We start from the raw sequence: 25,191 nt of genomic DNA on the forward strand, positions 1-25,191 counted from the left end.
ACCTCCCCCATCGTCATGCTCGCTTCCCCAGACTGTCAACCTCGCTTCCCCCACCGTCATCCTCGCCTTCACCCACCGCTATCCTCGCTCCACCCACCGCTATCCTCGCCCCACCCACCGTCATCCTCGCTTTCCCCATCGTCATCCTCGCGAAGGCGGGGATCCAAGCGGTAAACCAGCCACAGCAACGCCCCAGACATAATACCGCCCTCCAACCAATCGTCATCCTCGCGCACGCGGGGATCCATTTTGGGGGTAAAAAAAGCGGGTTCAGCATTATGTTTACGGAAATGCAGACAAAAAAAGGGAGCCCGAAGGCTCCCTTTCTTATTGCCCGAAGGCGACCAGCTTAGCGGATACCCGAGGAGCGCAGGGCTGCCGGGGTAAACTGGTTGTAGCTTGGCTCGAAGTCGAACTGCGGTGCAGAGACTTCTTCGGTGTACATGCCCAGGGCAATGTAACGACCGGCCAACAGGTCATACAGGGTCTCGATGGAGTAACCCGGGATCTTCTCTACGTAGTTGAAGGCGATGTGACCTTCACCAACGCGCCAGAGAGTACCACGACCATCGTAGTGGTCAGCCAGGTTGATCTGCCAGGAATCCTCGTCCATGAAGAAGTTACGCTGGGCGTAGATGTGACGCTGACCAGCCTTCACGTTGCCCTGAACTTCCCACACGCGGTGCAGCTCGAAGCGTGTGTGCTCGGGGTTGATGTGACCGGCTTTCAGTACGTCGTCATACTTCACTTCGCGCTGGGTCATCTTGTAGCTGTTGTACGGAACGTAGATTTCCTTCTTGCCAATCATCTTCCAGTCATAACGATCAGGTGCACCGTTATACATGGCGAAGTTGTCAGAAGTACGCATGCCGTCCGATGCAGTACCCGGGCCGTCATAAGCTACCTGAGGTGCGCGACGTACGCGACGCTGGCCGGCGTTGTAAACCCACGCCATGCGTGGCTCTTTCAACTGGTCCAGGGTGTCGTGTACCAGCAGTACGTTACCTGCCAGACGCGAAGGCGCGTTTACACGCTGCTTGAAGAACAGCAGGGTGTTAGGAATGGTCGACTCGTCGACGTCATCCATCAGCTGCGGGTAACCCACTTCCTCTTCGAGCTTGATGAGGGTGTAGGAACCGTTGGTCTGCGGCATGGCCTGCATGTACCAGCGCTTGATGTTCACGCGGTAGCGGGTGTTGTGGTTCCAGACGACTTCCGCACCCGATTTTGGAATCGGGAAGGCAAAGGTGCCGTGGGAGAAGTTGTCCAGACCATCACCACCGTTTACCAGCTTGGCTTGACCGGCGGTCTGCTTGACCTGGTCATACACAGCTTGTGGGTAACCGACCGAGCGATGCGATTTGTAGACCGGCATCTGGTACGTCTCGGGGTAACGCTCGAACATGGCGACCTGGCCAGGAGTCAGGTTTTCGCTGTACTGCTGGTAGTTCTGAGCAGTAATCACGAACTCTGGCTGCTCGTCGGCAAAGGGGTTGGACTGGAAGTTGTCGCCAATCATCTTGCCTGCGTCTGGACCCAGACCACCAGTCCACTCGGGAATGGTGCCTGCAGCGTTACCGGCTTTTTCTGCACCGATAGGCGTCAGGTTATTACCCAGCTGATTGATTTCGTCCTGCGTCAGGCTCTGGGCCATGACGCTGGATGCCAGGAGGCTTAAAGCCAGACCACCAGCACCCAGTAGGGTTTTTTGCATCTGCATCATTATTTTTATCCTCAGTTGCCTGTCTTAGAAATTCACACTGACACTGGCGGATGCGAAGTCGCGATCCACGTTGGTGTTGTATTTGCCATCAAAGAAATCGGTGTAGCTAAGGCTGGCAGTGTACTTGTTAGCATAATCGAAGTTCAGACCGAGGCTGACAGCCTTGGCGCCTTCAGTGAAGTTTGGACCGTAACCCTCAATATCATGCGACCAGGTCAGGCTCGGGCTTACGTTCACGCCTGCGAAAACGTTGGAGTAGTCCAGAGCAGCGCGTGCGCGGTAGCCATAGGACCAGTCAGTGTAAAAGCCATCGTTCTCACACCAGCTGTTCTGAAAGCCTTCCGAGCCATCATTGCCGGTTTGAGACGCACAGGTGCCTGCAGCCAAGGGTAATCCGTTAGCACCAACTTCGCCTGCTTGATACGGGCTTTGGCCGAACAGTGAATCACGACCATAACGAGTGTCGCCAAGACCGCCAATATAGTTCACGCCGGCTTCACCAACCAGAGAGAGGCGGCTTGCACCGAGCACTCGCTCAATAAAGTGAATGGCTGTAACTTGAGCCTGGTAGAACTCTTTGCGGTCATAGCCTTTCAGGTAATCGCCTGGGGCGAGCTGACCAGCCAGATCACGGTGAGTGTTATCCTGACCAAGACTTAGAGCAGTACGGCTCATATCACCAGTATTGATCTGCATAGGCATGTTGGGACGATAGCTGAACTCGCCACCGACAGAAGCTGGGCCGACCATGGTCTGGAAGCTTACGCCGTACAGGCGGATATCTTCTGGGTACTCGAAGAAATACCCTGCGGCGCCAGGTGTGCCGTCAATACCAGCAATGGTTCCGGCTTGGAGTAGAGCCAATTGAGCGTTAAGTGCGTTCTGCAGTGCAGCGATAGTCGCCGCCGGTGCTCCGTCAGCAACTGCTTGCTGCAATTGACCACCGATGGCAGCAGCTGTACCGCCGGGAACCAGACGATTACCTACGGTATTGCTGTAGAAAGGTGTACGGCTGTGATAATTCATCGCGTAAAAGCCGAATTCGGTGTCATTCAGCTCTTGAGCAAAGTAGCGAAAGGCAACACCGAATTGACCATCATCACTCGCGTCACGATCTTTCTCTGACCTGGAGATGATTGCCGAACCAGTGGTGTTATTACCCTGAGGATAGTCTGGCCCGTTTACGACCAAACGATCGTTACAGCCGGTAGCCAGGGTATCGGAACCAAAAAAGGTACCGCAGTTATCGATAGCGAAAGGTGCCCATTTGAGCTGGTAGAATGCTTCCATGGACAGGTTGTCGGTCAGACCCTGGGAGACGTACAACATCTCGACAGGCAACAGACCTTCCTTAATTTCCGCGCCTGGGCGACGGAAAGCGGCGACGTCAACAGGGTTGATCGAGTTGATCGAGTTCTGGATAAAAGTACTTTCACCCCAGCTCACAACCTGGCGACCCAGACGTACGTTACCTGGGTTATTGCCAATAGCGTAATTGTGGTAAACGAAAGCGTCGAGCAATGCTACGCCAGCACCTTTGACCAATGGTGGGCGACCATCATCCTGAATATCGTAAAAATCCTGGCTGCCGTCTTTGGTTTCAAAGTCGTACCAGTACTTGCCACGGAAGAACGCGCCGGAATCACCATAGGTGAAGCCCAGATCATGTACGCCTCGGAAGATCTTGGAGAAGAAATCACCAGACTCGTAGTTGAGGCGGCCGTCATCAGATGTACGTGCTACGGCCTTACCGTCCTGATCCACACCATCTACAGTGGTAGCATTGTGAATAAAGCGCTTGTCGGCGTCGGTAGTCGACATGCTGGCGCCGAGGGACAGTTGCGAGTCGAACTGAGCGCGAACTTCACCGATGTTGAAAGTAACTGCGTTAGCTGAACCGGTAAAACTGGCCAGACCGATTGCCAGTGGCAAGGCCGCGAGCGACCAAGCATGCATTTTTTTTGTCATTGTGCTGCTCCGTTTGGGTGACATGAACCTGTGTATCTGAAGACACGTTCAGGACAGAGGCAGTCTGGCATGCACTCCCCGTCGAAGACTTGACTTTGCAGGCCAATTTAATTGACTCTGCCGGCCATTCAGCTGATGAATCAGAATTAAATCTGTGCTTTCATGGATTGACACCTGAGGTCATTGAGTGGCGGATGCAGCATACCGCTCTGTACGGTGCCGGACCTCGACGAGCCTTCTGGGCCGGGTGTTTCGAAAGGTAACACCTTGCGCAATCAAAGGGCAGCACCCTTTTAAAGTAGCATGCTCCAAGGGTCACCCGAATGGGTTAGAGGATCGAAACAACGATCTGCAAAATCAGCACTAGCCGTTCCGCCAAGCGGAATGCGATTTCGTATAATCTACAGGGATAATCTCGACTGTATTACTGCGCGCACCACAGCTTTTTGTTTTAGACCTTGGATCATCCATCGGGAACCAGACATGTTGGATAGCTCGAACTCACAGACAGGAACAAGAACAGGGGAACGGGCGCTTTGGGTTCCATTGATCAACCAGGCCCTGCGTCAATACGAATGTTCCCTTGCCGATTCAAGTGTGGTGCAGAGCCTGTTCGGGGGCATGCCGCCCTCCTCCGGCTTTATCGATCAGGCTTCCTGCTCGCTGCTGTGGGCAGAGGCCGCGCAACTGGCCGACGATCCCCTGTTTGGCATGCGCATCCACAGGCTGTTCAACCCTACCTCGCTTAATGCGATTGCCCTGACCAGCCAGGCCAGCCCGACGCTGGGCACGGCCTTGACCAACCTGATCCGCTTCTTTCCGATCGCCAGTACCCAGGTGAAGCTGGAGACCCGCAAGGGTGAAGACGCCATGTTGATGGTATTGCGCGCCCAGGGCGAGCCCCATCAGCAGCACCTCGAGGCGCTGGTCGGCTACCTGTGCCATCTGGTGCACAAGCTCGATCAGGACAACCTGGGATTGCTCAAGGGCGTGGCCCTGGCACGCAGCGATGCCGGCGAACTCGAGATGTGCGCGCGTCTGCTGGGCTGTCCGGTCAGCGCCAGCACCGAGGGTTGCTATCTGATGCTGGAGGAAACCCTGCTCGCCAAACCCCTGGCCAGCGCGGACTCCTTTCTGTTGCCGCGGTTTATCGAGGCCATGGAGGATCTGCTGGCCAATATGCCGAGCAATGACCTGGTTGAGCAGGTCAAGCGGCGTATTCAGGTGCTACTTGGGTCTGGGGATATGTCCGAGGAGCGGGTTGCGGTGCCGATGAATATCAGTCCGCGGCATTTGCGCCGTAAATTGAGCGCCGAGGGCACCTCTTACGAGCAGCTGGTGGATGAGGTGCGCAAGGAAGGGGCCATCCGGATGATCAGCCAGGGACAGTTGTCCCTGACCAGCATTGCCTATGAACTGGGCTTTCTGGACCCCAGCAGCTTTACCCGCGCATTTCGCCGCTGGACCGGCATGAGCCCCACGGCGTTCAGGTCAATGCAGCGCGGTGCCGACTCCCGACAACCCGCCGGGAACTGACAGCACCTGGCACCACCCGGCAGGTTATTCAGGCTTGACGAACAACAGCGTCATACGGTCGCTTTCGCCGATTCCCATGTACTGAATCCGGTTCTCATTGCCCCCGCGCAGGGTGGGCGGCAGGCTCCAGACGCCATCAGGGTGGTCACCCATGTCCTGGGGGTTCTGGTTGATCGCGCTGCGCGACACCAGCTCGAAGCCCGCTTCCAGCGCCAGCTCGGTGACAAGTTCTTCCGACACGTATCCGGTATCGATCATCTCCTGCAGCTCGACACCCGGCCGCGCGCGATGCTCAACCAGGCCCATCATGCCGCCGGGCTTGAGTACATCGAACATCTTGGCAAAGACCGTGCGGGTCTCGTCCATGCCGACGGCGAGCCAGTTGTGCACATTGCGAAAGGTCACCACACGGTCTGCAGTGCCCGACTCGGCTATCGGGTTGTTCGGATCGTAGTCGAGGGTGGCCAGATCGACATTCTCGTAGACGTCGCGGCGGCTGAGCAGGCGCTCGTAGTCCGCGCGCGATTCCTTGAAGAACTCAACATCGCTGTCTTCCGGGAAATGCGCTGCGATCAGTTTGCCTTCCTCATGCAGCAGAGGCGCGAGGATTTCGGTGTACCAGCCGCCGCCTGGCCATATCTCGACCACGGTGTGATCATCACGAATGCCGAAGAATTCCAGGGTCGGCTGCGGGTTGCGGTGGGCGTCGCGCATGATGTTGGAGATTGAGCGTGTGGTGCTGCCCACCGCATCGCGTATGGCCGCGGTGTCTTCAAAACTCAGCACGGGTGGCTGGATGGTCGACAGCGGCGCGGCGCTGGTGGGCGGGGTCTGAGCCATCACCGGTGAGACCGCAGACATGCCGAACACACACACGGCTCCGATTAAAAAATGGCGCATTGTCTTCTCCTGACTGGTTACTTGTTACATCCAGCCTAACAGTTGGATACACAAGGTTCATGTTTGCCATGGGTTTTTTGCTACCAAGCTGTAACAATCAGTCACCTGTTGAATCAAAAAAGTGACCACCCTGGCGATTCAGTGGCAACTCACTCAAATGGAGCATCCTGTGCGCGACACGCTACCGCTTCTGGACAATCTATCGTTCCCGGCGATTGCCCGTTCCAGCCTGCAGACGCTGCAGGTGAATCTGACGTACACCTGCAATCAACGTTGCCTGCATTGCCACGTGAACGCCGGCCCGACACGCACCGAAGCGATGAGCGATCAGGTGCTGGCTACCCTGTATGACGTTATCGACGCCCATTCGGTTCAAATACTGGACCTCACCGGCGGTGCGCCGGAGATGCATCCGCGGTTTCGCGAGATAGTCGCCCATGCCCGTCGGGAGGGTTTGCAGGTTATCGACCGCTGTAATCTGACCATTCTGACCGAGCCAGGTTACGAAGGTTTGGCAGAGTTTCTGGCCGAGCAGCAGGTGATCGTCTCCGCTTCCCTGCCCTGCTATTCCCGCGACAACGTTGACAAGCAGCGTGGCGATGGTGTGTTCGAGCGCAGTATTCAGGGTCTGCAGATGCTCAACGCTTTGGGTTACGGCCAGCCGGACAGCGATCTGCAGCTAAATCTTGTCTACAACCCCCAGGGCCCCAGCCTGCCACCACCCCAGGCAGCTCTGCAGGCGGACTATAAAAGCCATCTGCTGGAAGACTTCGGCATCGTGTTCGACCAGCTGCACACCATTACCAATCAGCCGATCGCACGCTTTGGCAGCACCCTGGTCAGTAAAGGCCAGTTCAACGACTACATGCAGCTGCTGCGTGACAACTTCAGTGAACAGAACATGGCGGGGTTGATGTGCCGCACGATGGTCAGTGTGGATTGGCAGGGCTATCTGTATGACTGCGATTTCAACCAGATGCTGGATCTACCCATGAATCTGCTCGCCCGGGACCGCAGCCATCTGAGCGATTTGCTGGGCAGTAATGTGGAGAACAACCCCATAGTGACCCGCGACCATTGTTTTGCCTGTACCGCCGGGCAAGGGTCCAGTTGTGGTGGGGCGTTGGGGTAGGTTTCGGAGTGGGTTTCCGGGAGTGTCGAGTTCCATCTCGACCAGCGGTGTGGCTGCTACCACTCTGCCGAGGTGGAACTCGGCCATTCCCGGGGGTGGGCTTCCGGGAGTGTCGAGTTCCATCTCGACCAAGGGTGTAGCTGCTACTACCCTGCCGAGGTGGAACTCGGCCATTCCCGGGGGTGGGCTTCTGGGAGTGTCGAGTTCCATCTCGACCAAGGGTGCGGCTGCTACTACCCTGCCGAGCTGGAACTCGGCCATTCCCAGGGGTGGGCTTCTGGGAGTGTCGAGCTCCATCTCGACCAAGGGTGTGGCTGGGACCACTCTGCCGAGCTGGAACTCGGCCATTCCCAGGGGTGGGCTTCTGGGAGTGTCGAGTTCCATCTCGACGGGTTTGAGTTTGACCGTAACAACAACTTGACGATGGAAGCAGCATGCAATTGACCAGCTGGGTGGGCGTGTTTTTTTGGGGATTTCTGGTGGTGTACGGGGCGATGATGTATTGGTTGTCGCCCCGCACCGTGACCCTTGGCGGTTTTTTCAATGGTGAAGACAGCGCTGGCCGCAAGGCGTCCCCTTTTCTGTTGACCACCAGCATCTTTATCAGCTGGATTTTCGCCAAATCGGTCACCAACGCCGCTAACCTGGGCGCCGAGTTCGGCCTGGTCGGCGGTCTGGCATATGCCACTTACTGGCTCTCCATTCCTCTGTGCGGACTGGTCATCTACCGCTTGCGCCGCCACTTTGGCGCGACCGGCATGGTGCAGTTTCTGACCTCCCACTATGGCCGGGCCGCGGCGTTGGCCTTTACCGCCGCCATCCTGATCCGCCTGTTCAACGAAGTGTGGAGCAACACGGCCGTGGTCGGTGGTTACTACGGTGAAAGTGGCAGCATCGAATTTATCGGCGCGGCCCTACTGTTTACCGCCGTCACACTGGCCTACAGCCTGCGCGGCGGGCTGCGCAGCTCCATTCTCACTGACGCGGCCCAGGCGGCCATCTTTGTGGTGGCTCTGGTCGCCGTGCTGGGCCTGGTCCTGCCGCAACACTCCCCAGCCGAACTAGCCAGCACCAGCAACTGGGCTTTGAACGCCGGCGTGGATCTGCTGCTGGTTGCCTGTCTGCAACTGGTCAGCTATCCCTTCCATGATCCGGTGCTGACCGACCGCGGTTTTATCAGCGAAGAAAAGAGCATGCTCAAGGCCTTCGGTGTGGCCGGTGTGCTGGGGTTCTTTGCGATTCTGGCCTTCAGTCTGATTGGTGTGCATGCCGACCTTGTAGGCATGGCGGCATCAGGTAACGTCCCGGCTGACCTGGCCCGCGCAATGGGCTTGGCTGCCCTGGTAGTGATGACCATTGTGATGATCTCTGCTGCCGGCTCGACCCTGGACTCGACGTTTTCCAGCCTGGCCAAACTGGTCGGCCGAGAACTCCCTGCGCTGGCTGGCAAGGATCTGGGCCGCAAGGCACTGGGAGTGGGCATGAGCACCATGGTGCTCTTTGCCCTGTTCGGCAATCTGCCGATGCTGGCCGGTACCGATATTCTCAAGGCGACGACCATCAGCGGGACCATGGTGATGGGACTGGCGCCAGTGTTTGTGCTGCACGGCTTTGTCACGCCAACCCGGGCGGGCTTTCACCTGAGTTTTTGGGCGGGCCTGGCACTGGGCATTGCCCTGACCATCGGCTGGATACCCGCGAGCTGGGCGATTGGCGATGGCAAATATGCGCTACTGTTGGGCACCAACCTGTACGGCCTGTTGCTGTGCACTGCGCTCTATCTGATTCCCGGCTGGCTACAGCGCCCGGCTGTTGGGAGCGCCGCATGACCGCCGGACGCAGCTGCCCGCTGGATTACCATCTGCCGTCAGACAGCTTTGCCGGGGCGCCGCTGTTTGACCGCCAAACGCTGTATATCGTCGGCGGCCTGTATGGCAATCGCCAGGCGCTTACGGCCCTGGAAAAACGCCTGGCCGCCGAGCCTGATGCCAAAGCCGTGTTCAATGGGGACATGCACTGGTTTGATGTGGAGCCTGCGCTGTTCAGCGAGATCGAAACGCGCCTGGCCGCACATACCCTGCTGCGGGGCAATGTCGAAACCGAATTGGGACGACCCGACGACAGCGCCGCCGGCTGCGGCTGCGCCTATCCCGACGCGGTAGACGACCACACCGTAGAGCGCTCCAATCAGATTCACGCGCGGTTGAGCAGCACCGTGAACCAGTTACCCGGCATGGCAAAGCAGCTGGCTGACCGCCCTGCGACGGCGCTGGTCAGCGTCGCCGGCAAACGCATTGCGATCACCCACGGCGATGAAACCTCCCTGGCTGGCTGGGCATGCGCGCGCTCCGTCCTTGCTGAGCCTGCCCGCCAGCAGGCATTGCAGGCTTGGGCTGCCAGCAATCACATCAGCGTTCTGGCCACCAGCCACACCTGCGCGCCAGCGGCGCTGGCCATGGCGGAACAGGCCGTACCGGGACTGGCGATTATCAACAACGGCGCCGCCGGCATGCCGAATTTCAATAATGGCCGTTACGGCCTGGTCACGCGCATAAGCACTCACGCCCATCCCTCGGCAATCTATCGCGCTCAGTGTGATGGCCTGGTGGTGGAAGCGATCCCACTGAACTATTCACACGACGGCTTTATGGACGATTTCGATCGGCAGTGGCCGGAGAATAGCCCGGCAGCCCTGTCTTATCGTGAGCGGATACTGCGTGGAACCGCGGATGCGCCAGCTGATGCGATGCTCGGCGGTTTTGTGCTGGGCCAGACGCTGTGCGCGATGACAGCGCTGGATTAACTTATGTGTCGGCCTGGTCGGGATCGACCGGGTTGCGACGCACAACGTCGTGATAAATCTGCTCGGCGGCCTGTTTCAGTTGCTGGGCCTGCTCCAGTGACATGCTGGTCATGCAAAAAAGTTTCAAGGGGATGTCGCTGGCCTGTTCACGCATCTGTGCGCCCGGGTCGGTCAGAACGATAAGCCACTGGCGCTCGTCTTCAGTGCTCTTGCGCCGCTGCACCAGCGCCTTCTGCTCCAGACGCTTGAGGATCGGCGTCAGGGTGCCGGCGTCTAGACGGGTGTCTTCGACCAGTTGCTTGATGGGCACGGCGTCGTGTTCCCAGAGCGCCAGCATGACCAGGTACTGCGGATACGTTAGCCCCAATGGCTCGAGCAGCGGCCGATAGGCCCGCACCATGGCGTTGCTGGCGCTATAGAGCGAGTGGCAGAGCTGATTGCGTAACAACAGGCGACTGCTGGCATCAGATAAGGGAGCGCTTGGGGTTGAGTCAGGCATGAAGCGTCTCGTGCTGGTGGATACGGGATTTATTTTGCGCACAAGGTATTGACCCGTCAATAGCTGTGGCCTATTGTTTTGCGCACAAGATAGTTTGCTCGCTCACTGGATCAAGGAAGCGCACTAATGAAGATATTGATGATCATTGCCCTGGTACTCATCACCCTGGTCGCCGTCGCCTTCGGTTATATCTACTGGCAGAACAGCCAGGTGCCAACGCTGGGGCATAACAGCGGGCAACTCACGCCCCTGAGTGGCAACCCCAATGGCGTGAGTACCCAGACCGACGACGGCGAGAAGGCAGTCGACCCCTGGCCGTTCAAGGCAGATCGGGCCGCTACCATGCAGGCCATCAAGGATGCTCTGGCCGCCCATGGTGGCGCCGAGGTAGTACGTGAGGAAGAGGATTACCTTCGCGTGGTGTTTGTCACCCCGAAAATGCGCTTTCGCGATGACGCCGAGTTCTATCTGGACGAAACAACCCGCCAGGTGCATTTTCGCTCGGAAAGCCGTGCGGGCAAGTCGGACCTGGGGCTCAATCGCCAGCGCCACGAGCAGTTGACCACCCTGTACGCCCGTTAAGATCAGCCGTCCTTTATTTTCGCAGTCTGGAGTATCCGCACCATGAAAACCGGCAAGATCATTGTTTTACTCGTCATCGCCGCGTTGGTCGCGGGGTTCTTCCTGCTGGACCTGAACCAGTACTTCAGTCTGGAGGCAATCAAGGCCCAGCAAGCCACGCTCAACGCCCAGGTGAGTGCCAACCCCTGGCTGGCTGGCGGCATCTTCTTCGGCATTTATGTGCTGGTCACGGCGCTGTCCCTGCCCGGTGCCGCGCTGATGACCCTGCTCGGTGGCGCACTCTTCGGTATTGGCTGGGGTCTGTTGATCGTATCCTTCGCCTCCACTATGGGTGCCACGCTGGCGATGCTGATCAGCCGTTTTCTGCTGCGTGACTGGGTGCAGGCGCGCTTTGGCAGCAAACTCAAGTCCATCGACCGCGGTATTGAGCGCGAGGGCGCCTTTTACCTGTTCGCCCTGCGTCTGGTACCGGCGTTTCCGTTCTTTGTGATCAACCTCGCCATGGGTCTGACGCGCATCAAGGTGGGCACCTATTGGGTGGTGAGCCAGATCGGCATGTTGCCGGGCACACTGGTGTATGTGAATGCCGGTCGTCAGCTGGGTGAGCTGGAGTCGCTGGGCGGCATCCTGTCGGTCGACCTGATTGGCGCCTTTGTGCTGCTGGGCCTGTTCCCGCTGGTCGCGCGCAAGATTGTCGATTTCGTCAAGGCCCGGCGGGTTTATAAAGGCTGGAACAAGCCAAAGCACTTTGACCGCAACCTGGTGGTGATTGGCGCCGGCAGTGGCGGTCTGGTCAGCGCTTATATAGCAGCGGCCGTCAAAGCCAACGTCAGCCTGATTGAAAAACACGCCATGGGCGGCGATTGCCTGAACACCGGCTGCGTGCCCTCCAAGGCGCTGATCCGCTCGGCCAAACTGGCTGCCGAGGTCAATCGTGCCCATGCGCTGGGTTACAACGAGGCCAGCGCCAGTGTGAACTTTGCGCGGGTGATGGATCGCATACAGCGGGTGATCCGCGATATTGAACCCCACGATTCGGTAGAGCGCTATACCGATCTGGGCGTAGAGGTGCATCAGGGCGCGGCGACTATTCTTTCGCCGTGGGAAGTCGAGGTGAACGGGCAGACTTTGACCACGCGAAACATCATCATCGCCGCCGGCGCCCGCCCCTTCATGCCGCCGATACCGGGACTGGATCAGGCCAATGCCTACAACTCGGACACCATCTGGGGTCTGCGTGATCAGCCCAAACGCCTGTTGATTCTGGGTGGCGGACCGATCGGCTGCGAGTTGTCCCAGGCTTTCCAGCGCTTGGGCAGCCAGGTGATTCAGGTGGAGCGTGGTGATCGATTGCTGTCGAAAGAGGATCCCGATGCCGCCGAACTGGTCATGAAAACGCTGCGCGAAGAAGGTGTGGATCTGCGCCTGCAACACAACGCCGAGCGCTTCGAGAAAATCGACGGGCAGGATCAACTGATCGCTCGTAACCTGCAGACCGATGAGGAGGTCGCCATTGCCTTTGATGCGGTGCTGGTGGCGGTCGGCCGCAAGGCCAATACCGAAGGCTATGGCATCGAGAAGCTGGAGCTGGTCAAACGCGACAACGGCACACTGGATACCGACGAGTTTTTGGCTACGCGTTATCCCAATATCTACGCCGTCGGCGATGTGACCGGGCCCTACCAGTTCACCCACGTATCGGCGCATCAGGCCTGGTATGCGGCAGTGAATGCGCTCTTTGGTACCTTCAAGCGCTTCAAGGTGGATTACCGGGTGATCCCACGGGTGACCTTTACCGATCCCGAAGTAGCGACCGTGGGCCTGACCGAGGCCGATGCCAAGGAGCAGGATGTGCAGTACGAGATCACCCGCTACGGCATCGACGATCTGGACCGCGCGATTGCCGACCAGGCTGCTGAAGGCTATGTGAAAGTGCTCACCGTGCCGGGCAAGGACACGATTCTGGGTGTGACCATTGTTGGCGCCCATGCTGGCGAGCTGCTGGCCGAATACGTGCTGGCCATGAAATACAAACTGGGTCTGAACAAGATCCTGGGCACCATACACAGCTACCCGACCATGGCCGAAGCCAACAAATTCGCCGCCGGCGAATGGAAACGCGCCCATGCACCGGAGAAACTGCTGCAATGGGTCGCCAAGTTCCACCGCTGGCGCCTGGGCAGCTGAATGCCCTGGCTGTCGGTAGTCATCCCCGTGCGCAATGAGGCACCTGGCATCGTTCAGGTGCTGGAGCCGTTGCAGGGATTGCGCGGCGAGATCGAGATTATTCTGGTGGATGGGGGGAGTGAGGACGCTACCGTTGAATTGGCGGGGCCGCTGGTGGATCAGGTGGTCGAGTCTGCGTCAGGGCGAGCGAGGCAGATGAATGCTGGAGCGGCTGTGGCGAGGGGTGCGGTGTTGTTGTTTCTGCATGCGGATACGCGGTTGCCGGAGGGGTTCTTGCGAATGATTGCGGACGTCGCCATCCCGCCTACGCAATGCACAAACCCGCTCTTTTCAAACCCGAAAGTGGATCCCCGCGTTCCCGCCCCCTCCCCCGTCATTCCCGCGCACGCGGGAAACCATTTTGACCTTCAGCCCACACCGAGCCCAGAACCCGACCACTCAGCGCACCCGAACCCGACAATGGATCCCCGCGTTCGCGAGGATGACGTTGGGGGGGAGTCCGGGGTTCCCGCCTCCAACCCCGTCATTCCCGCGCACGCGGGAATCCATTTTGACCTTGGTCCAGCATCCCACCAGGCGCCGCAATACCAATGGGGTCGGTTCGATGTGTGCCTTGTGCCCTCCTCCCCGACCCTCAAAATGGTCGCCTGGATGATGAATCATCGCTCGCGCCTCACGGGCATCTGCACGGGCGATCAGGCCATCTTCGTGCGGCGGGACCTGTTCAACAAATTGGGCGGCTATGCCGATATTCCGCTTATGGAAGACATCGAGCTGACCAGGCGCCTCAAGCGCATCTGCCCACCGGCCCGCATCCGCCACCCCCTCACCACCTCCAGCCGGCGCTGGCAGCAAAATGGCGTATTCAAAACAATCGGACTGATGTGGTGGCTGCGGCTGCAATACTGGGTGGGCGTCTCCCCTGCCAGGCTGGCGCAAAAGTATTATCCTGCCCGCGTGCCCAAACCATGAGTCCGCCATGACTGTTCGCCCGCTGATCATCTTCGCCAAGGCCCCCGTTCCCGGTCAGGTGAAGACGCGCCTGATCCCCGCGCTGGGCCCCGAGGGCGCCTGTGCCTTGTATGAAAAACTGCTGCGTCACACGCTGGAAAAGACCCGTAACTGGCCCGGCGAGCGGCTTCTGTACTGCGCCCCGGATACCACTCACCCGGTCATCCAGTCCTTGGCCCATGAACATCAATTGACCCTGCGCCAACAGCAGGGCGGAGATCTGGGCGAGCGTATGGCCAACGCCCATGCGGACCACCCCAACGGCGCCCTTCTGATCGGCACGGATTGCCCGCTGCTCGACTGCGCTCATCTGCATGCAGCCAACCAGGCCCTGGCTCAGCACGATATCGCGATCATCCCCAGCGAAGACGGTGGCTATGTTCTGATTGGCCAGCGCGTACCGCATATAACTCCTTTCAATAACATGACCTGGAGCCATGCCGATGTGCTGACTGACACGCAGGAACGCGTCACCGGTGCCGGTCTGACCCTTTGGCTGGGCGCTACCCTGTGGGATCTGGATGAGCCCGAAGACCTGCAACGGCTTGCCGCTGCGGGTATCTCGACTGAGCTCGCACTAAGCTAATACAGCGCCGAGTCATTGGTCACTGATAATACTCCCGCCGCCCCATCACATCTGTTTATGCATCTTCATTCCAGCTGCGGGACATAGTTCCGCTCTCGAATCCGTGACTATATGGTCAGGCTTTGCCGTTACGCCGAAGAGCGTGGTGGCCCACTGCCTCAGCATCCGACCAGACAAGGATTAGCATGTTTGAACTCAGCCCCCGCGTTCAGGACCTCAAAGTACAGATCGAAAGCTTTATGGACGAGCACATCTACCCCAACGAAAAGCTGTTCTACGAGCAGGTAAAACAGAACAAGTGGGGCGCGCCGCCGGTTCTGGAGGAGCTCAAGGCCAAGGCAAAAAGCATGGGGCTGTGGAATCTGTTTCTGCCGCACAGCGAGCGTGGCGCAGGGCTAAACAACGAAGAATACGGCCATCTGTGCGAGATCATGGGGCGCTCCTCTATCGCCCCCGAGGTGTTCAACTGCAGCGCGCCAGACACCGGCAACATGGAGACCATCGAGCGTTACGGCAATGAAGAGCAAAAAGAGCAGTGGCTCAAGCCGTTGCTGGCTGGCGAGATCCGCTCCTGTTTCTCCATGACCGAGCCGGATGTTGCGTCCTCCGATGCGACCAACATCCAGTGCGAGATCCGCCGCGACGGTGACGAGTACGTGATCAACGGCACCAAGTGGTGGTCCTCCGGAGCCATGGCCGACAACTGCAAGATTGCCATAGTGATGGGCAAGACCGACGCCAGCGCGCCCAAGCACCTTCAGCAGAGCATGATTCTGGTCCCCCTGGACACCCCCGGAGTGACCATCGTGCGTGACCTGCATGTATTCGGTTACGACCACGCTCCCCATGGCCATGCCGAGATCAAATACGAGAATGTGCGCGTACCGGTCGCCAACATGCTGCTCGGCGAAGGCCGCGGCTTCGAGATAGCCCAGGGTCGCCTCGGGCCAGGCCGAATCCACCATTGCATGCGCAGCATTGGCGTGGCCGAGCGTGCGCTGGAAGCCATGTGCCGCCGCGCTGCCGAGCGTACCGCTTTTGGCAAGCCGCTGTACAAGCTGGGCAGCACGCCGGAAAACATCGCCAAGTCCCGCTGCGAAATCGACCAAGCTCGCCTGTTGACCATCATGGCTGCACGCAGCATGGACCAGTTCGGCAACAAGGTAGCGCGCCAGCAGATCGCGATGATCAAGGCCGTGGCCCCGACCATGCTGTGCAACGTGCTCGACCGCGCCATCCAGGTTCACGGCGCCGCCGGCGTATGCCAGGACACCTTCCTCGCATCAGCCTACGCCAAAGCCCGCACCCTGCGCCTGGCCGACGGCCCGGATGAAGTGCATCTGGGGACGATTGCGAAGCTGGAAATGAGTCGTTATTTGTAAATCAGCGCTACCACTGGAAATCAAAATGGTTTCCCGCGTGCGCGGGAGTGACGCCCCCCTCAAACGTCATCCTCGCGAACGCGGGGATCCATTGTCGGGTTCGGTTGGGCTGAAGTTTCGCGTGATTGGCGCGGTGTGGCCTGAAGGTCAAAATGGATTCCCGCCTTCGCGGGAATGACGGGGTGGACGGCGAACGCGGAGATCCACTCTGACTTTCGGCCAAAACACGCAGGTATCAGCGCAAATTAGCAACAGCACAAACAGAGAACAATATGAGCACATTATTCGATCTCACCGGCAAAGTTGCCGTAATCACCGGCTCCACCAAGGGCATCGGTAAGGCCATTGCCGAGGAATACGCCAAGGCTGGGGCCAAGGTAGTTATCTCCAGCCGCAAGGCGGAGGCTTGCGAGCAAGTTGCCAACGAACTCAAGGCCAAGGGCTTTGATGCTCTGCCCATCGCCTGCCACGTAGGCGACAAGGCGCAACTGCAGAACTTGGTCGACAAGACCATCGAGACATGGGGCAAGATCGACATTCTGGTCTGCAACGCAGCCACCAACCCGGTTTATGGCGCGACGGCCTCGGTCAGCGATGAGGCCTTTGACAAGATCATGGGCACCAACGTCAAAGGCACCTTCTGGCTTTGCAACATGGTGATCCCGCAGATGGTCAATCTGGGCGGCGGCGCTATCGTGCTGCTGTCGAGCATCGCAGGCCTTCGCGCCAGCGCCAATATTGGCGTCTATGGCATGTCCAAGGCAGCCGAGGCCGGCCTGGCTCGCAACCTGTCGCTGGAATGGGGCCCGCATAACATTCGCGTCAATTCCATCGCTCCTGGCCTGATTCGTACCGACTTCGCCCAGGCGCTGCTGGACGATCCGGACCGTCTCAAGCGGGTGGAAGAGAAGCTGCCCCTGCGCCGTGTTGGCGAACCGGTGGATATCGCGGGCGTGGCGCTGTTTCTGGCGTCGGCTGCCGGCGCTTATGTTACCGGCCAGACCATCGTGGCCGACGGTGGCGATACCATCACCTGATAGCCGTCGCGGACACTCGGATTGCTGCGTATTCAGCGCAGCAATACCCGGACCGCAGCGCAAGACAGCCACCCTCCATTTCGGCCAGAATACCGCTACTCTTGATCCACGATTCCAATAACAGGTTCCCTGCAGATGAGCGAAGCCATCCTGATTGACGTTTTACCCGCACACCAATTCGACCAAGATCGCCTCACCCAGTACCTCACCGGACGTTTGCCGGGCGCCGAAGCCGGCATGAGCATCAAACAGTTCCAGGGCGGCCAGTCCAATCCGACCTACCTGCTGGAGATCGGCGGCAAGCGCTATGTACTGCGCAAAAAGCCGCCGGGCAAGCTGCTGCCGTCGGCGCACATGGTCGAGCGCGAGTATCAGGTAATCAACGCCCTGGGTGCGACCGATGTGCCGGTGCCCAAGGCGCGGCTGTTGTGTGAAGACCCCGAGGTGATTGGTACCGCGTTCTACATCATGGATTACGTGGAAGGCCGGGTACACACCCAGCCCCTGCTGGAAGCAGTCGAGCAAAGCCAGCGCGAGCCGATCTACCACTCGATGATCGAGACCATGGCCAAGCTGCACAATGTCGACTGGAAAGCAGTGGGCCTGGAAAGCTATGGCAAGGCCGAAGGCTACATTCCCCGCCAGATCAAACGCTGGAGCGGCCAGTTTGAAGCCAGCCGCACCGGCGATATGCCGGCCATGGATCACCTCATGGCCTGGTTACCGGAAAACATGCCCACCGAAGACGAAACCACCATCGCCCATGGGGATTTCCGGGTCGGCAACCTGATCCTGCACCCCACAGAGCCGAAGGTCGTGTCGATTCTCGACTGGGAACTGGCCACCCTGGGCCACCCGCTGTCCGACCTGGCCTACTGCTGCCTGCCCTACCACTTGCCAGCCGGCATGAATGGCGTGAAGGGCATGCTCGGCGTGGACCTCAAGAGCATGGGTCTACCCGAGGAGAAACAGGTTCTGGACTGGTACTGCCAATACACCGGCCGCAGCGAGATTCCGAACTGGAACTTCTTCGTCGCGTTCTCACTATTCCGGTTGGCGGCGATTGTGCAGGGCGTTTACCACCGCGCGTTGCAGGGTAATGCCAGTAATGCCGATGCGCTGGAAGTCGGCAAGCGGGCCGGATTGTTAGCCGAGCGTGGTTGGGAGATTGCTCAGGGGAAATAAGCAGTTTCGTCTCCGACGTCCTTGGGGACTGGAAGCGGGACCCAAGGTCAAAATGGATTCCCGCGTGCGCGGGAATGACGGAGAACGCGGGAATGACGCCCCCCCACCGTCATCCTCGCGAAGGCGGGGATCCATTGTCGGGTTCAGAAACGCTGATGTTTCGCATGCCTGACTCGGTGTTGCTGGAAAGTCAGAATGGATTCCCGCCTTCGCGGGAATGACGGGGAACGAGGGAATGGCGGGGAACCCGGGAATGACGTGGAACGCGGGAATGGCGCCCCCCCCCCACCGTCATCCTCGCGAAGGCGGGGATCCATTTTGGATTCAACACATCGCGCGTCCTGACACCGTCATCCTCGCGAAGGCGGGGATCCATTGTTGGGTCAGGAACAACACACCATATTTCAGGAGAGAGCTAGATGTCCAAACCGATCAAACGGGTCCTGCTGACCAACGACGACGGGTGGCGCGGTCCGGGGCTGAAAATACTCGAGGATATAGCCGAGCAGATCGCCGAAGAGGTCTGGATCATTTCCCCTGACCTGGACCAGAGCGGTGTGTCCATGTCGATCACGCTGCATTCGCCCCTGCGCGTCCACCAGTTCGAGGAGCGCCGTTTCAGCATCAGCGGCACGCCCAGTGACTGCGTCTTGCTGGCTGTCGGCGAGCTCATGCCCGTGCCGCCAGACCTGGTGCTCTCGGGTGTCAATGCTGGCGCCAATATCAGCGACTCGGTGGCCTACTCCGGCACCATTGGCGGCGCATTGACTGCCACCCTGATGGGCATCCCCGCGATAGCCCTGTCCCAGGCCTACCACAAGGGCAACGAGATTCACTGGGAGACGGCCAGCCAGTTCGGCGCGGGCATTGTGCGTCAGCTGCTGGAAAAGGGCTGGCCGACCGATTGCGCGATGAACGTCAACTTTCCAGCCGCGCCTCCGGGCGAGGTAACCGGTGTGGCCACCTGCCGCGCCCGTGCCGGAAGCATCGGCGGGATCAATATCGAAAGCCGCCGCGACACCCGCGACATACCCTATTACTGGCTCGGATTTCAGCGCCAGACAGAACGCATCATCGGCATGGATACCGACGTAGGCGCCCTGCGCGCCGGCCGCATCAGCATCTCGCCCCTGCGCTTCGAGCGTGACATCGCTACCTGGCAGATCGACAACCGGGCGATGTCGGAGAAGCTCGGGATCAGCTATCAGAGTGATGATGAATTGGCGGGCGCGGGTGTTGATCCGAGCATAGATCATTAAAGCCAGCGGCAAGCTTCAAGCTTCAAGCTTCAAGCTTCAAGCGACGGAGTTTGCTCCTCTCCCGGTTTTCAACACGCCCAGCGCGGATCCTGATGATCTGCTCTGGTTTATGATTTCAACTTGCCGCTTGAAGCTTGCGGCTTGCAGCTGGAGGAATCCCCATGCAACGCTATGAAAACAAAATCGTTCTGATCACCGGTGCCGGCAGCGGCATTGGCCGCGCTACCGCCAAACGTCTGGCCAGTGAAGGCGCGCGCCTGATGCTGGTGGATCGCAATGAAGAAGGCCTGAATCAGACCCGCGAAGAGCTGCCCGCCGGCACCGAGGTGCTGATGCAGGCAATGGATGTGTCCGATGAAGCCGCGGTGGAAAAATGCGTCGCCGATACCATCGCCCACTATGGTCGGCTGGATGTGCTATGCAACAACGCGGGCATCGCCGGGGGCGACTACAGCACAGCGCCTGAACAGAGCCTGGAGACCTGGCAGAAGATCATCAGCGTCAACCTGTACGGCGTGATGTTGTTCACCAAATACGCCTCGCGCCAGATGATTGAACAGGGCCAGGGCGCAATCGTTAATACGGCCTCGGTAGCCGGGATTCGTTCCGGTGCGGGCGGCAACGCCTACAGCGCCTCAAAGGCCGGCGTCATCAACTTCACCATGACTTCCGCCTGCGACCTGGGCGGCTCCAACATCCGGGTCAACGCTGTGTGCCCAGGCCTGATTGAAACCGGCATGACCAAACCGGTATTCGACTATGCCCGCTCCAACAACAAGGAGCAGAAACTCGGCGCCCGCTGCGAACTCCGCCGCTACGGCCGCCCGGACGAGATTGCAGCGGCGATCGCCTTCCTGGGCAGCGACGATGCCAGCTATGTAACTGGCCAGGCGCTGGCGGTTGATGGAGGTAATACCGCGTCGCTGAACTTGCCGGGGATGAAAGTCTGAGGCCGTAGCCAAGGTCAAAATGGATTCCCGCGTGCGCTTTCCCCCTCGTCATCCTCGCGAACGCGGGGATCCATTGTCGGATTCAGGCTGGGCAAGGCGTTACGTTTCTGAGCTCGGTACCCGCTGAGAGACCGCTTGGTTTCCCGCTTTCGCGGGAATGACGAGGTGTGGGGCGGGAATGACGGGGTATTGGTCGTCATCCTCGCGAACGCGGGGATCCATTTTCGGGTTCCGGCTACTGAGGATTCGCTGTCTGGACTCAATGGGTGCCGGCGACACGATTTGATCGCCTTTGATTTCGATAACGCCAGTTCATCGCGTTACCATGGCGTTCTATTCAGCCACTCGCCACTACCTGATGCATTCGACTCCTGACCTCTTCGCCTCCGCCCCTGCCACCCGCGAACCCATCGCCGACGGCGCCTGGCTGTTGCGCGGGTTTGTGCTGGACCGGGCAGACCAACTGCTCGATACAATCCAGCGAGTCGCTGCCCAGGCGCCCTTCCGCCATCAGGTCACGCCCGGCGGCCACACCATGTCAGCGGCCATGAGCAGCTGTGGCACTTGGGGCTGGGTCACGGACCGGCATGGCTATCGATATAGCGCACGGGATCCACTGACGGACCAACCCTGGCCCGCGATGCCCGAGCTTCTGCAGCAGCTGGCGGTAAGTGCAGCCGCGGCTGGGGGTTATGAGGGGTTCGAGCCGGATGCCTGCCTGATCAACCGCTATGAAACCGGCGCGAAGATGGGCCTGCACCAGGACAAGGATGAGGACGACATGGATGCACCCATTGTGTCGGTGTCACTCGGTGCGCCTATCCGGTTCTTGTTTGGTGGCTTGGCGCGGACGGACAAGGCTGCTGGCTGGAAACTTGAGCATGGCGACGTGGTGGTCTGGGGTGGGGCTAGTCGTTTGTTCTTTCATGGGGTGGCGCCGCTAGGCAAGCGGGCTGAGCATCCGATGACCGGGGCTGTGCGGTACAACCTGACGTTTCGGAAGGTGCGGCTTTAGACGTGGTTGGCGAGAAGGTCAAAATGGTTTCCCGCGTGCGCGAGAATGACGAGGTTTCGTTAGAGCATGGAGTCTGGACCCAGCGCCGCGATCCCCCGCCCCCGTCATCCTCGCGGACGCGGGGATCCATTGTCTGTTTTGAAAAAGCGGGTTTTTGCCTTTTGTTTGCGGATCCGAGTGTCCGAGGCCCCAGGGTCAAAATGATTTCCCGCGTGCGCCGGAATGACGGGATATTGGTCGTCATCCTCGCGAACGCGGGGATCCATTTTTGGGTTTAAAAGAGCGGGTTTGTGCCTTTTGTTTGCGGGTCCGAGTGTCCGAGGCCCCAAGGTCAAAATGGCTTCCCGCGTGCGCCGGAATGACGGGGTATTGGTCGTCATCCTCGCGGACGCGGGGATCCATTGTCTGTTTTGAAAAAGCGGGTTTTTGCCTTTTGTTTGCGGATCCGAGTGTCCGAGGCCCCAGGGTCAAAATGATTTCCCGCGTGCGCCGGAATGACGGGATATTGGTCGTCATCCTCGCGAACGCGGGGATCCATTTTTGGGTTTAAAAGAGCGGGTTTGTGCCTTTTGTTTGCGGGTCCGAGTGTCCGAGGCCCCAAGGTCAAAATGGCTTCCCGCGTGCGCCGGAATGACGGGGTGTGGGGCGGGAATGACGGCACAAGACACAAAAAACCCGGGCCTGCTGAAACAGACCCGGGTTTTCTTTCAGCTTTCAGCTTCTAGCTCACGACTGGCAGCTTGCCGCTTGCCGCTTACCGCTTACCGCTTGCCGCTTGCCGCTTGCCGCTTGAAGCTAGACCTTACAGCACCTCAAACAAACCAGCAGCACCCTGCCCACCACCAATACACATGGTGACGACAACAAACTTGGCGCCGCGGCGCTTGCCTTCGATCAGGGCGTGGCCGGTCAGGCGTGAGCCGGTCACGCCGTAGGGGTGGCCGATGGCGATGGAGCCGCCGTTGACGTTCAGCTTCTCCATGGGGATGCCCAGCTTGTCGCGGCAGTAAACCACCTGCGATGCGAAAGCTTCGTTCAGTTCCCACAGGTCGATGTCGTCCATGGTCAGGCCGTTGCGCTTGAGCAACTGCGGAATGGCATAGACCGGGCCGATGCCCATTTCGTCGGGCTCGCAACCGGCGACGCTGAAGCCGCGGAAGATGCCGATGGGCTCGACGTTCTGCTGCTCGGCTGCGGTGCTGTTCATCACAACACAGACAGAGGCGCCGTCGGAGAGCTGGCTGGCGTTGCCGGCGGTGACGAAGTGCTCTGGGCCGCGGACCGGCTGTAGGCCCTGAAGGGCTTCCAGCGTGGTGCTTGGGCGGTTGCACTCGTCCTTGACCAGGTTGACTTCCTGCTCGCTGACTTCACCGGTTTCCTTGTCCTTGACCAGCATCTTGACGGTGTAAGGCACGATTTCGTCGTCGAACTTGCCGCTTTCCTGACCGGCTGCGGTGCGCTGCTGGCTGATCAGAGAGTACTCGTCCTGGGACTCGCGGGTGACGTTGTAGCGGGCGGCTACGATGTCGGCGGTCTCGATCATGGACATGTACAGGTCGGGCTTGTTGTTCTTGATCCACTCGTTAGTGCCGTGGAACATGTTCAGCTTGTCGTTCTGGCACAGGCTGATGGACTCGACACCGCCGGCGACGATGGCCGGGATCTTCTCGCTGACGACGCGCTGGGCGGCGATGGCGATGGACTGCAGACCCGAGCTGCAGAAACGGTTGATCGACATGCCTGCGGTGGTCACGGGCAGACCGGCGCGGATGGCGGCCAGGCGGGCCATGTTCTTGCCCTGGGCGCCTTCGTGGAAGGTGGCGCCGAGAATGCAGTCTTCAACCAGCGAAGGGTCAATGCCAGCGCGCTTGACGGCGTGTTCGATGACGTAACCGGCCATGTCGACACTGTGGGTGTTGTTCAGCGCGCCGCGATAGGACTTGCCCAGCGCGGTACGGGCTGTGGATACGATAACTGCGTCAGTCATGTTGTAGCTCCTGTTTCAAAACCATCTGAAAAGCCTAACAACACATAACATAGATGGTCGAGGCTCTGGTTATTAGGCACATTCACACCGTGCTTGCTGGAAAACGGCAATTAAAAGAGATTATCAGGTTCGCACAGCGAAAGTCGATTCCGATTATGGCTATCATTGACGGGGATGCGCTTCTATCAGCATTGGCTATCAATGGGGCTGGCAAGCCTGTAAAAGCATCTTCTGACATTCATCACACATCCTTGGCGCGGCCATGACGCAACCATGACTCAATCGAACCAATCCCTCGTTCTTGCCGGTGCCGGCCATGCCCACCTGGTCGCTATTCGCCGCTGGATAAGTGACGGGTACCGCCCGCCAGCCGGCACCCTTCTGCTCAGCCCGACGCCCCAGGCCTGGTACTCGGGAATGATGCCGGGGCTAGTGGCAGCCCGTTTCGCTCCGGAGCAGTGCGCAATCGAGCTGGCGCCCCTGTGCCAGGCCTGCGGTATAGCACTGGTGATCGGCACGATAGCCGAGCTGGATGCAGACAGCCGGGTATTGCGCCTGGATGACGGGCGGGAGCTCGGCTACACGCATCTGTCCCTGAACGTGGGCTCGGTCCCGCCCCAACCCGAACACACGGACGGATCCGTACTCATGGTGCCGGCCAAACCCTTCGCGGCGTTTAACCGACACTGGCAGGCCTGGCGCGAGCGCTCTGACACGCTGCGCCTGGCAGTGCTGGGCGGCGGCCCTGCGGCCTTCGAGCTGGCAGTCGCACTGCGCCGCAGCCTGCCCATGGCCGAGTTGACCTTGATCTGCGGCGGCCGGCTGCTGGAAGGCCAAGCCGCCGGCGTCGGGAAACGCGCACGGCAATTGCTGAACAAACGGGGAATCATGTTGCTGCAGGACACGCGCATTGATCGCATCTGCGATGGCTTTCTGATGAGCGGCAAACGGCAGGTAAAGACAGCAGACGCCCTGGTGGTGGCCACAGGGGCCGGCCCCCAGCCATGGCAAGCCCCTTCGGGCCTGGCATGCGACGACCGAGGCTTCGTGCAGGTAAGTGCCACGCTGCAAAGCCGCAGCCATGCGAACGTGCTGGCCAGCGGCGATTGCGCCAGCCTGCCTGGCGCGCCCCATTCAGGTGTATATGCGGTGCGCCAGGGGGCGACCTTGGTGGATAACATTCCGGCGCTGGTGCAAGACCGCCCGCTGGAAGATTACCAGCCACAGCCCCGCGCTCTGGTACTCATGGCCACGGCCGATGGTGGCGCCCTGCTGAGCTATGGACGCTGGAGCGGCAGCGGTCGTTTGCTCGGGGCCTGGAAGGATCATCTGGACCTGGGCTTTATGCGGCGTCATCGTTTGTAGCGACTGGCGAGGAATCCTTCTTCCTGTTGAATCTTTCCTGTTGCGGGGACTCGAACGACTACGGTTCACCTATCCGTATTCATT

Annotated in this window: 22 protein-coding genes; 16 read left to right on the plus strand and 6 right to left on the minus strand. The window is 59.5% G+C overall.

Features of this window, described 5'->3' with window-relative positions; all coding sequences use genetic code 11:
• Positions 1-68 precede the first annotated feature (68 nt).
• The 3 genes from FZF01_RS19420 to FZF01_RS12770 form a co-directional block, all read right to left on the minus strand.
• Positions 69-236, minus strand: coding sequence for a hypothetical protein (locus tag FZF01_RS19420; protein WP_188434376.1), 168 nt, complete (start codon positions 234-236; stop codon positions 69-71).
• 113 nt (positions 237-349) lie between these two features.
• On the minus strand, positions 350-1,714 hold the full coding sequence (locus FZF01_RS12765) for a DUF1329 domain-containing protein (RefSeq protein ID WP_150278691.1): 1,365 nt from the start codon (positions 1,712-1,714) through the stop codon (positions 350-352).
• Between the two features lie 33 nt (positions 1,715-1,747).
• Positions 1,748-3,691: a DUF1302 domain-containing protein gene (locus tag FZF01_RS12770; RefSeq protein ID WP_150278578.1), complete on the minus strand. Its 1,944-nt coding sequence runs from the start codon at positions 3,689-3,691 to the stop codon at positions 1,748-1,750.
• A 483-nt stretch (positions 3,692-4,174) separates the two neighbouring features.
• Between FZF01_RS12770 and FZF01_RS12775 the strand changes: the two genes are divergently transcribed.
• The gene (locus FZF01_RS12775; RefSeq protein ID WP_188434378.1) at positions 4,175-5,227 is read left to right on the plus strand and encodes a helix-turn-helix domain-containing protein; all 1,053 of its coding nucleotides are present in this window, start codon (positions 4,175-4,177) and stop codon (positions 5,225-5,227) included.
• 24 nt (positions 5,228-5,251) lie between these two features.
• Here the strand turns inward: FZF01_RS12775 and FZF01_RS12780 are convergent, their stop codons facing one another.
• Positions 5,252-6,127: a class I SAM-dependent methyltransferase gene (locus tag FZF01_RS12780; RefSeq protein WP_223825511.1), complete on the minus strand. Its 876-nt coding sequence runs from the start codon at positions 6,125-6,127 to the stop codon at positions 5,252-5,254.
• 169 nt (positions 6,128-6,296) lie between these two features.
• On the opposite strand from FZF01_RS12780, the gene arsS reads away from it, so the two are divergent.
• From arsS to FZF01_RS12800, 3 genes are all read left to right on the plus strand, one after another.
• A complete protein-coding gene (arsS, locus tag FZF01_RS12785) occupies positions 6,297-7,259 on the plus strand; it encodes an arsenosugar biosynthesis radical SAM (seleno)protein ArsS (protein WP_150278580.1) in 963 nt (320 codons plus the stop codon).
• 434 nt (positions 7,260-7,693) lie between these two features.
• Positions 7,694-9,088, plus strand: a complete 1,395-nt coding sequence (locus FZF01_RS12795) for an SLC5/6 family protein (RefSeq protein ID WP_150278582.1) — start codon at positions 7,694-7,696, stop codon at positions 9,086-9,088.
• Positions 9,085-10,062, plus strand: coding sequence for a hypothetical protein (locus FZF01_RS12800; protein WP_150278583.1), 978 nt, complete (start codon positions 9,085-9,087; stop codon positions 10,060-10,062). The genes FZF01_RS12795 and FZF01_RS12800 overlap by 4 nt, the downstream gene beginning before the upstream one ends.
• Before the next feature lies 1 nt (position 10,063).
• Here FZF01_RS12800 and FZF01_RS12805 read toward each other — a convergent pair whose 3' ends face one another.
• A complete protein-coding gene (locus FZF01_RS12805) occupies positions 10,064-10,561 on the minus strand; it encodes a MarR family winged helix-turn-helix transcriptional regulator (RefSeq protein WP_150278584.1) in 498 nt (165 codons plus the stop codon).
• Positions 10,562-10,687: 126 nt separating this feature from the next.
• Between FZF01_RS12805 and FZF01_RS12810 the strand changes: the two genes are divergently transcribed.
• From FZF01_RS12810 to alkB, 11 genes are all read left to right on the plus strand, one after another.
• The gene (locus FZF01_RS12810) at positions 10,688-11,143 is read left to right on the plus strand and encodes a DUF1499 domain-containing protein (RefSeq protein WP_150278585.1); all 456 of its coding nucleotides are present in this window, start codon (positions 10,688-10,690) and stop codon (positions 11,141-11,143) included.
• Between the two features lie 42 nt (positions 11,144-11,185).
• The gene (locus FZF01_RS12815; protein WP_150278586.1) at positions 11,186-13,330 is read left to right on the plus strand and encodes an FAD-dependent oxidoreductase; all 2,145 of its coding nucleotides are present in this window, start codon (positions 11,186-11,188) and stop codon (positions 13,328-13,330) included.
• A complete protein-coding gene (locus FZF01_RS19605; RefSeq protein WP_223825512.1) occupies positions 13,331-14,302 on the plus strand; it encodes a TIGR04283 family arsenosugar biosynthesis glycosyltransferase in 972 nt (323 codons plus the stop codon). It abuts the gene before it with no gap.
• 7 nt (positions 14,303-14,309) lie between these two features.
• The gene (locus FZF01_RS12825; RefSeq protein ID WP_150278587.1) at positions 14,310-14,927 is read left to right on the plus strand and encodes a TIGR04282 family arsenosugar biosynthesis glycosyltransferase; all 618 of its coding nucleotides are present in this window, start codon (positions 14,310-14,312) and stop codon (positions 14,925-14,927) included.
• 185 nt (positions 14,928-15,112) lie between these two features.
• Entirely contained in the window at positions 15,113-16,309 is a 1,197-nt protein-coding gene (locus tag FZF01_RS12830; RefSeq protein WP_150278588.1) for an acyl-CoA dehydrogenase family protein, read from the plus strand.
• Between the two features lie 272 nt (positions 16,310-16,581).
• Positions 16,582-17,346 carry an SDR family NAD(P)-dependent oxidoreductase gene (locus FZF01_RS12835; RefSeq protein WP_150278589.1) on the plus strand — a complete coding sequence of 255 codons (765 nt, stop codon included), beginning with the start codon at positions 16,582-16,584 and terminating at the stop codon, positions 17,344-17,346.
• A 135-nt stretch (positions 17,347-17,481) separates the two neighbouring features.
• Positions 17,482-18,531: a phosphotransferase gene (locus tag FZF01_RS12840; protein WP_150278590.1), complete on the plus strand. Its 1,050-nt coding sequence runs from the start codon at positions 17,482-17,484 to the stop codon at positions 18,529-18,531.
• A 92-nt stretch (positions 18,532-18,623) separates the two neighbouring features.
• Complete coding sequence (locus FZF01_RS19690) at positions 18,624-18,752, plus strand: hypothetical protein (protein ID WP_263363776.1); 129 nt, start codon at positions 18,624-18,626, stop codon at positions 18,750-18,752.
• A 198-nt stretch (positions 18,753-18,950) separates the two neighbouring features.
• A complete protein-coding gene (surE, locus tag FZF01_RS12845; protein WP_150278591.1) occupies positions 18,951-19,790 on the plus strand; it encodes a 5'/3'-nucleotidase SurE in 840 nt (279 codons plus the stop codon).
• A gap of 161 nt (positions 19,791-19,951) precedes the next feature.
• Positions 19,952-20,740, plus strand: a complete 789-nt coding sequence (locus tag FZF01_RS12850) for an SDR family NAD(P)-dependent oxidoreductase (protein ID WP_150278592.1) — start codon at positions 19,952-19,954, stop codon at positions 20,738-20,740.
• A gap of 325 nt (positions 20,741-21,065) precedes the next feature.
• Complete coding sequence (alkB, locus tag FZF01_RS12855; RefSeq protein ID WP_373286432.1) at positions 21,066-21,755, plus strand: DNA oxidative demethylase AlkB; 690 nt, start codon at positions 21,066-21,068, stop codon at positions 21,753-21,755.
• 802 nt (positions 21,756-22,557) lie between these two features.
• Here the strand turns inward: alkB and FZF01_RS12860 are convergent.
• Positions 22,558-23,742, minus strand: a complete 1,185-nt coding sequence (locus FZF01_RS12860; protein WP_150278593.1) for an acetyl-CoA C-acyltransferase — start codon at positions 23,740-23,742, stop codon at positions 22,558-22,560.
• Between the two features lie 273 nt (positions 23,743-24,015).
• On the opposite strand from FZF01_RS12860, the gene FZF01_RS12865 reads away from it, so the two are divergent.
• A complete protein-coding gene (locus FZF01_RS12865) occupies positions 24,016-25,107 on the plus strand; it encodes an FAD-dependent oxidoreductase (RefSeq protein WP_150278594.1) in 1,092 nt (363 codons plus the stop codon).
• Positions 25,108-25,191 lie beyond the last annotated feature (84 nt).

The sequence above is a fragment of the Halopseudomonas salina genome, assembly GCF_008641105.1.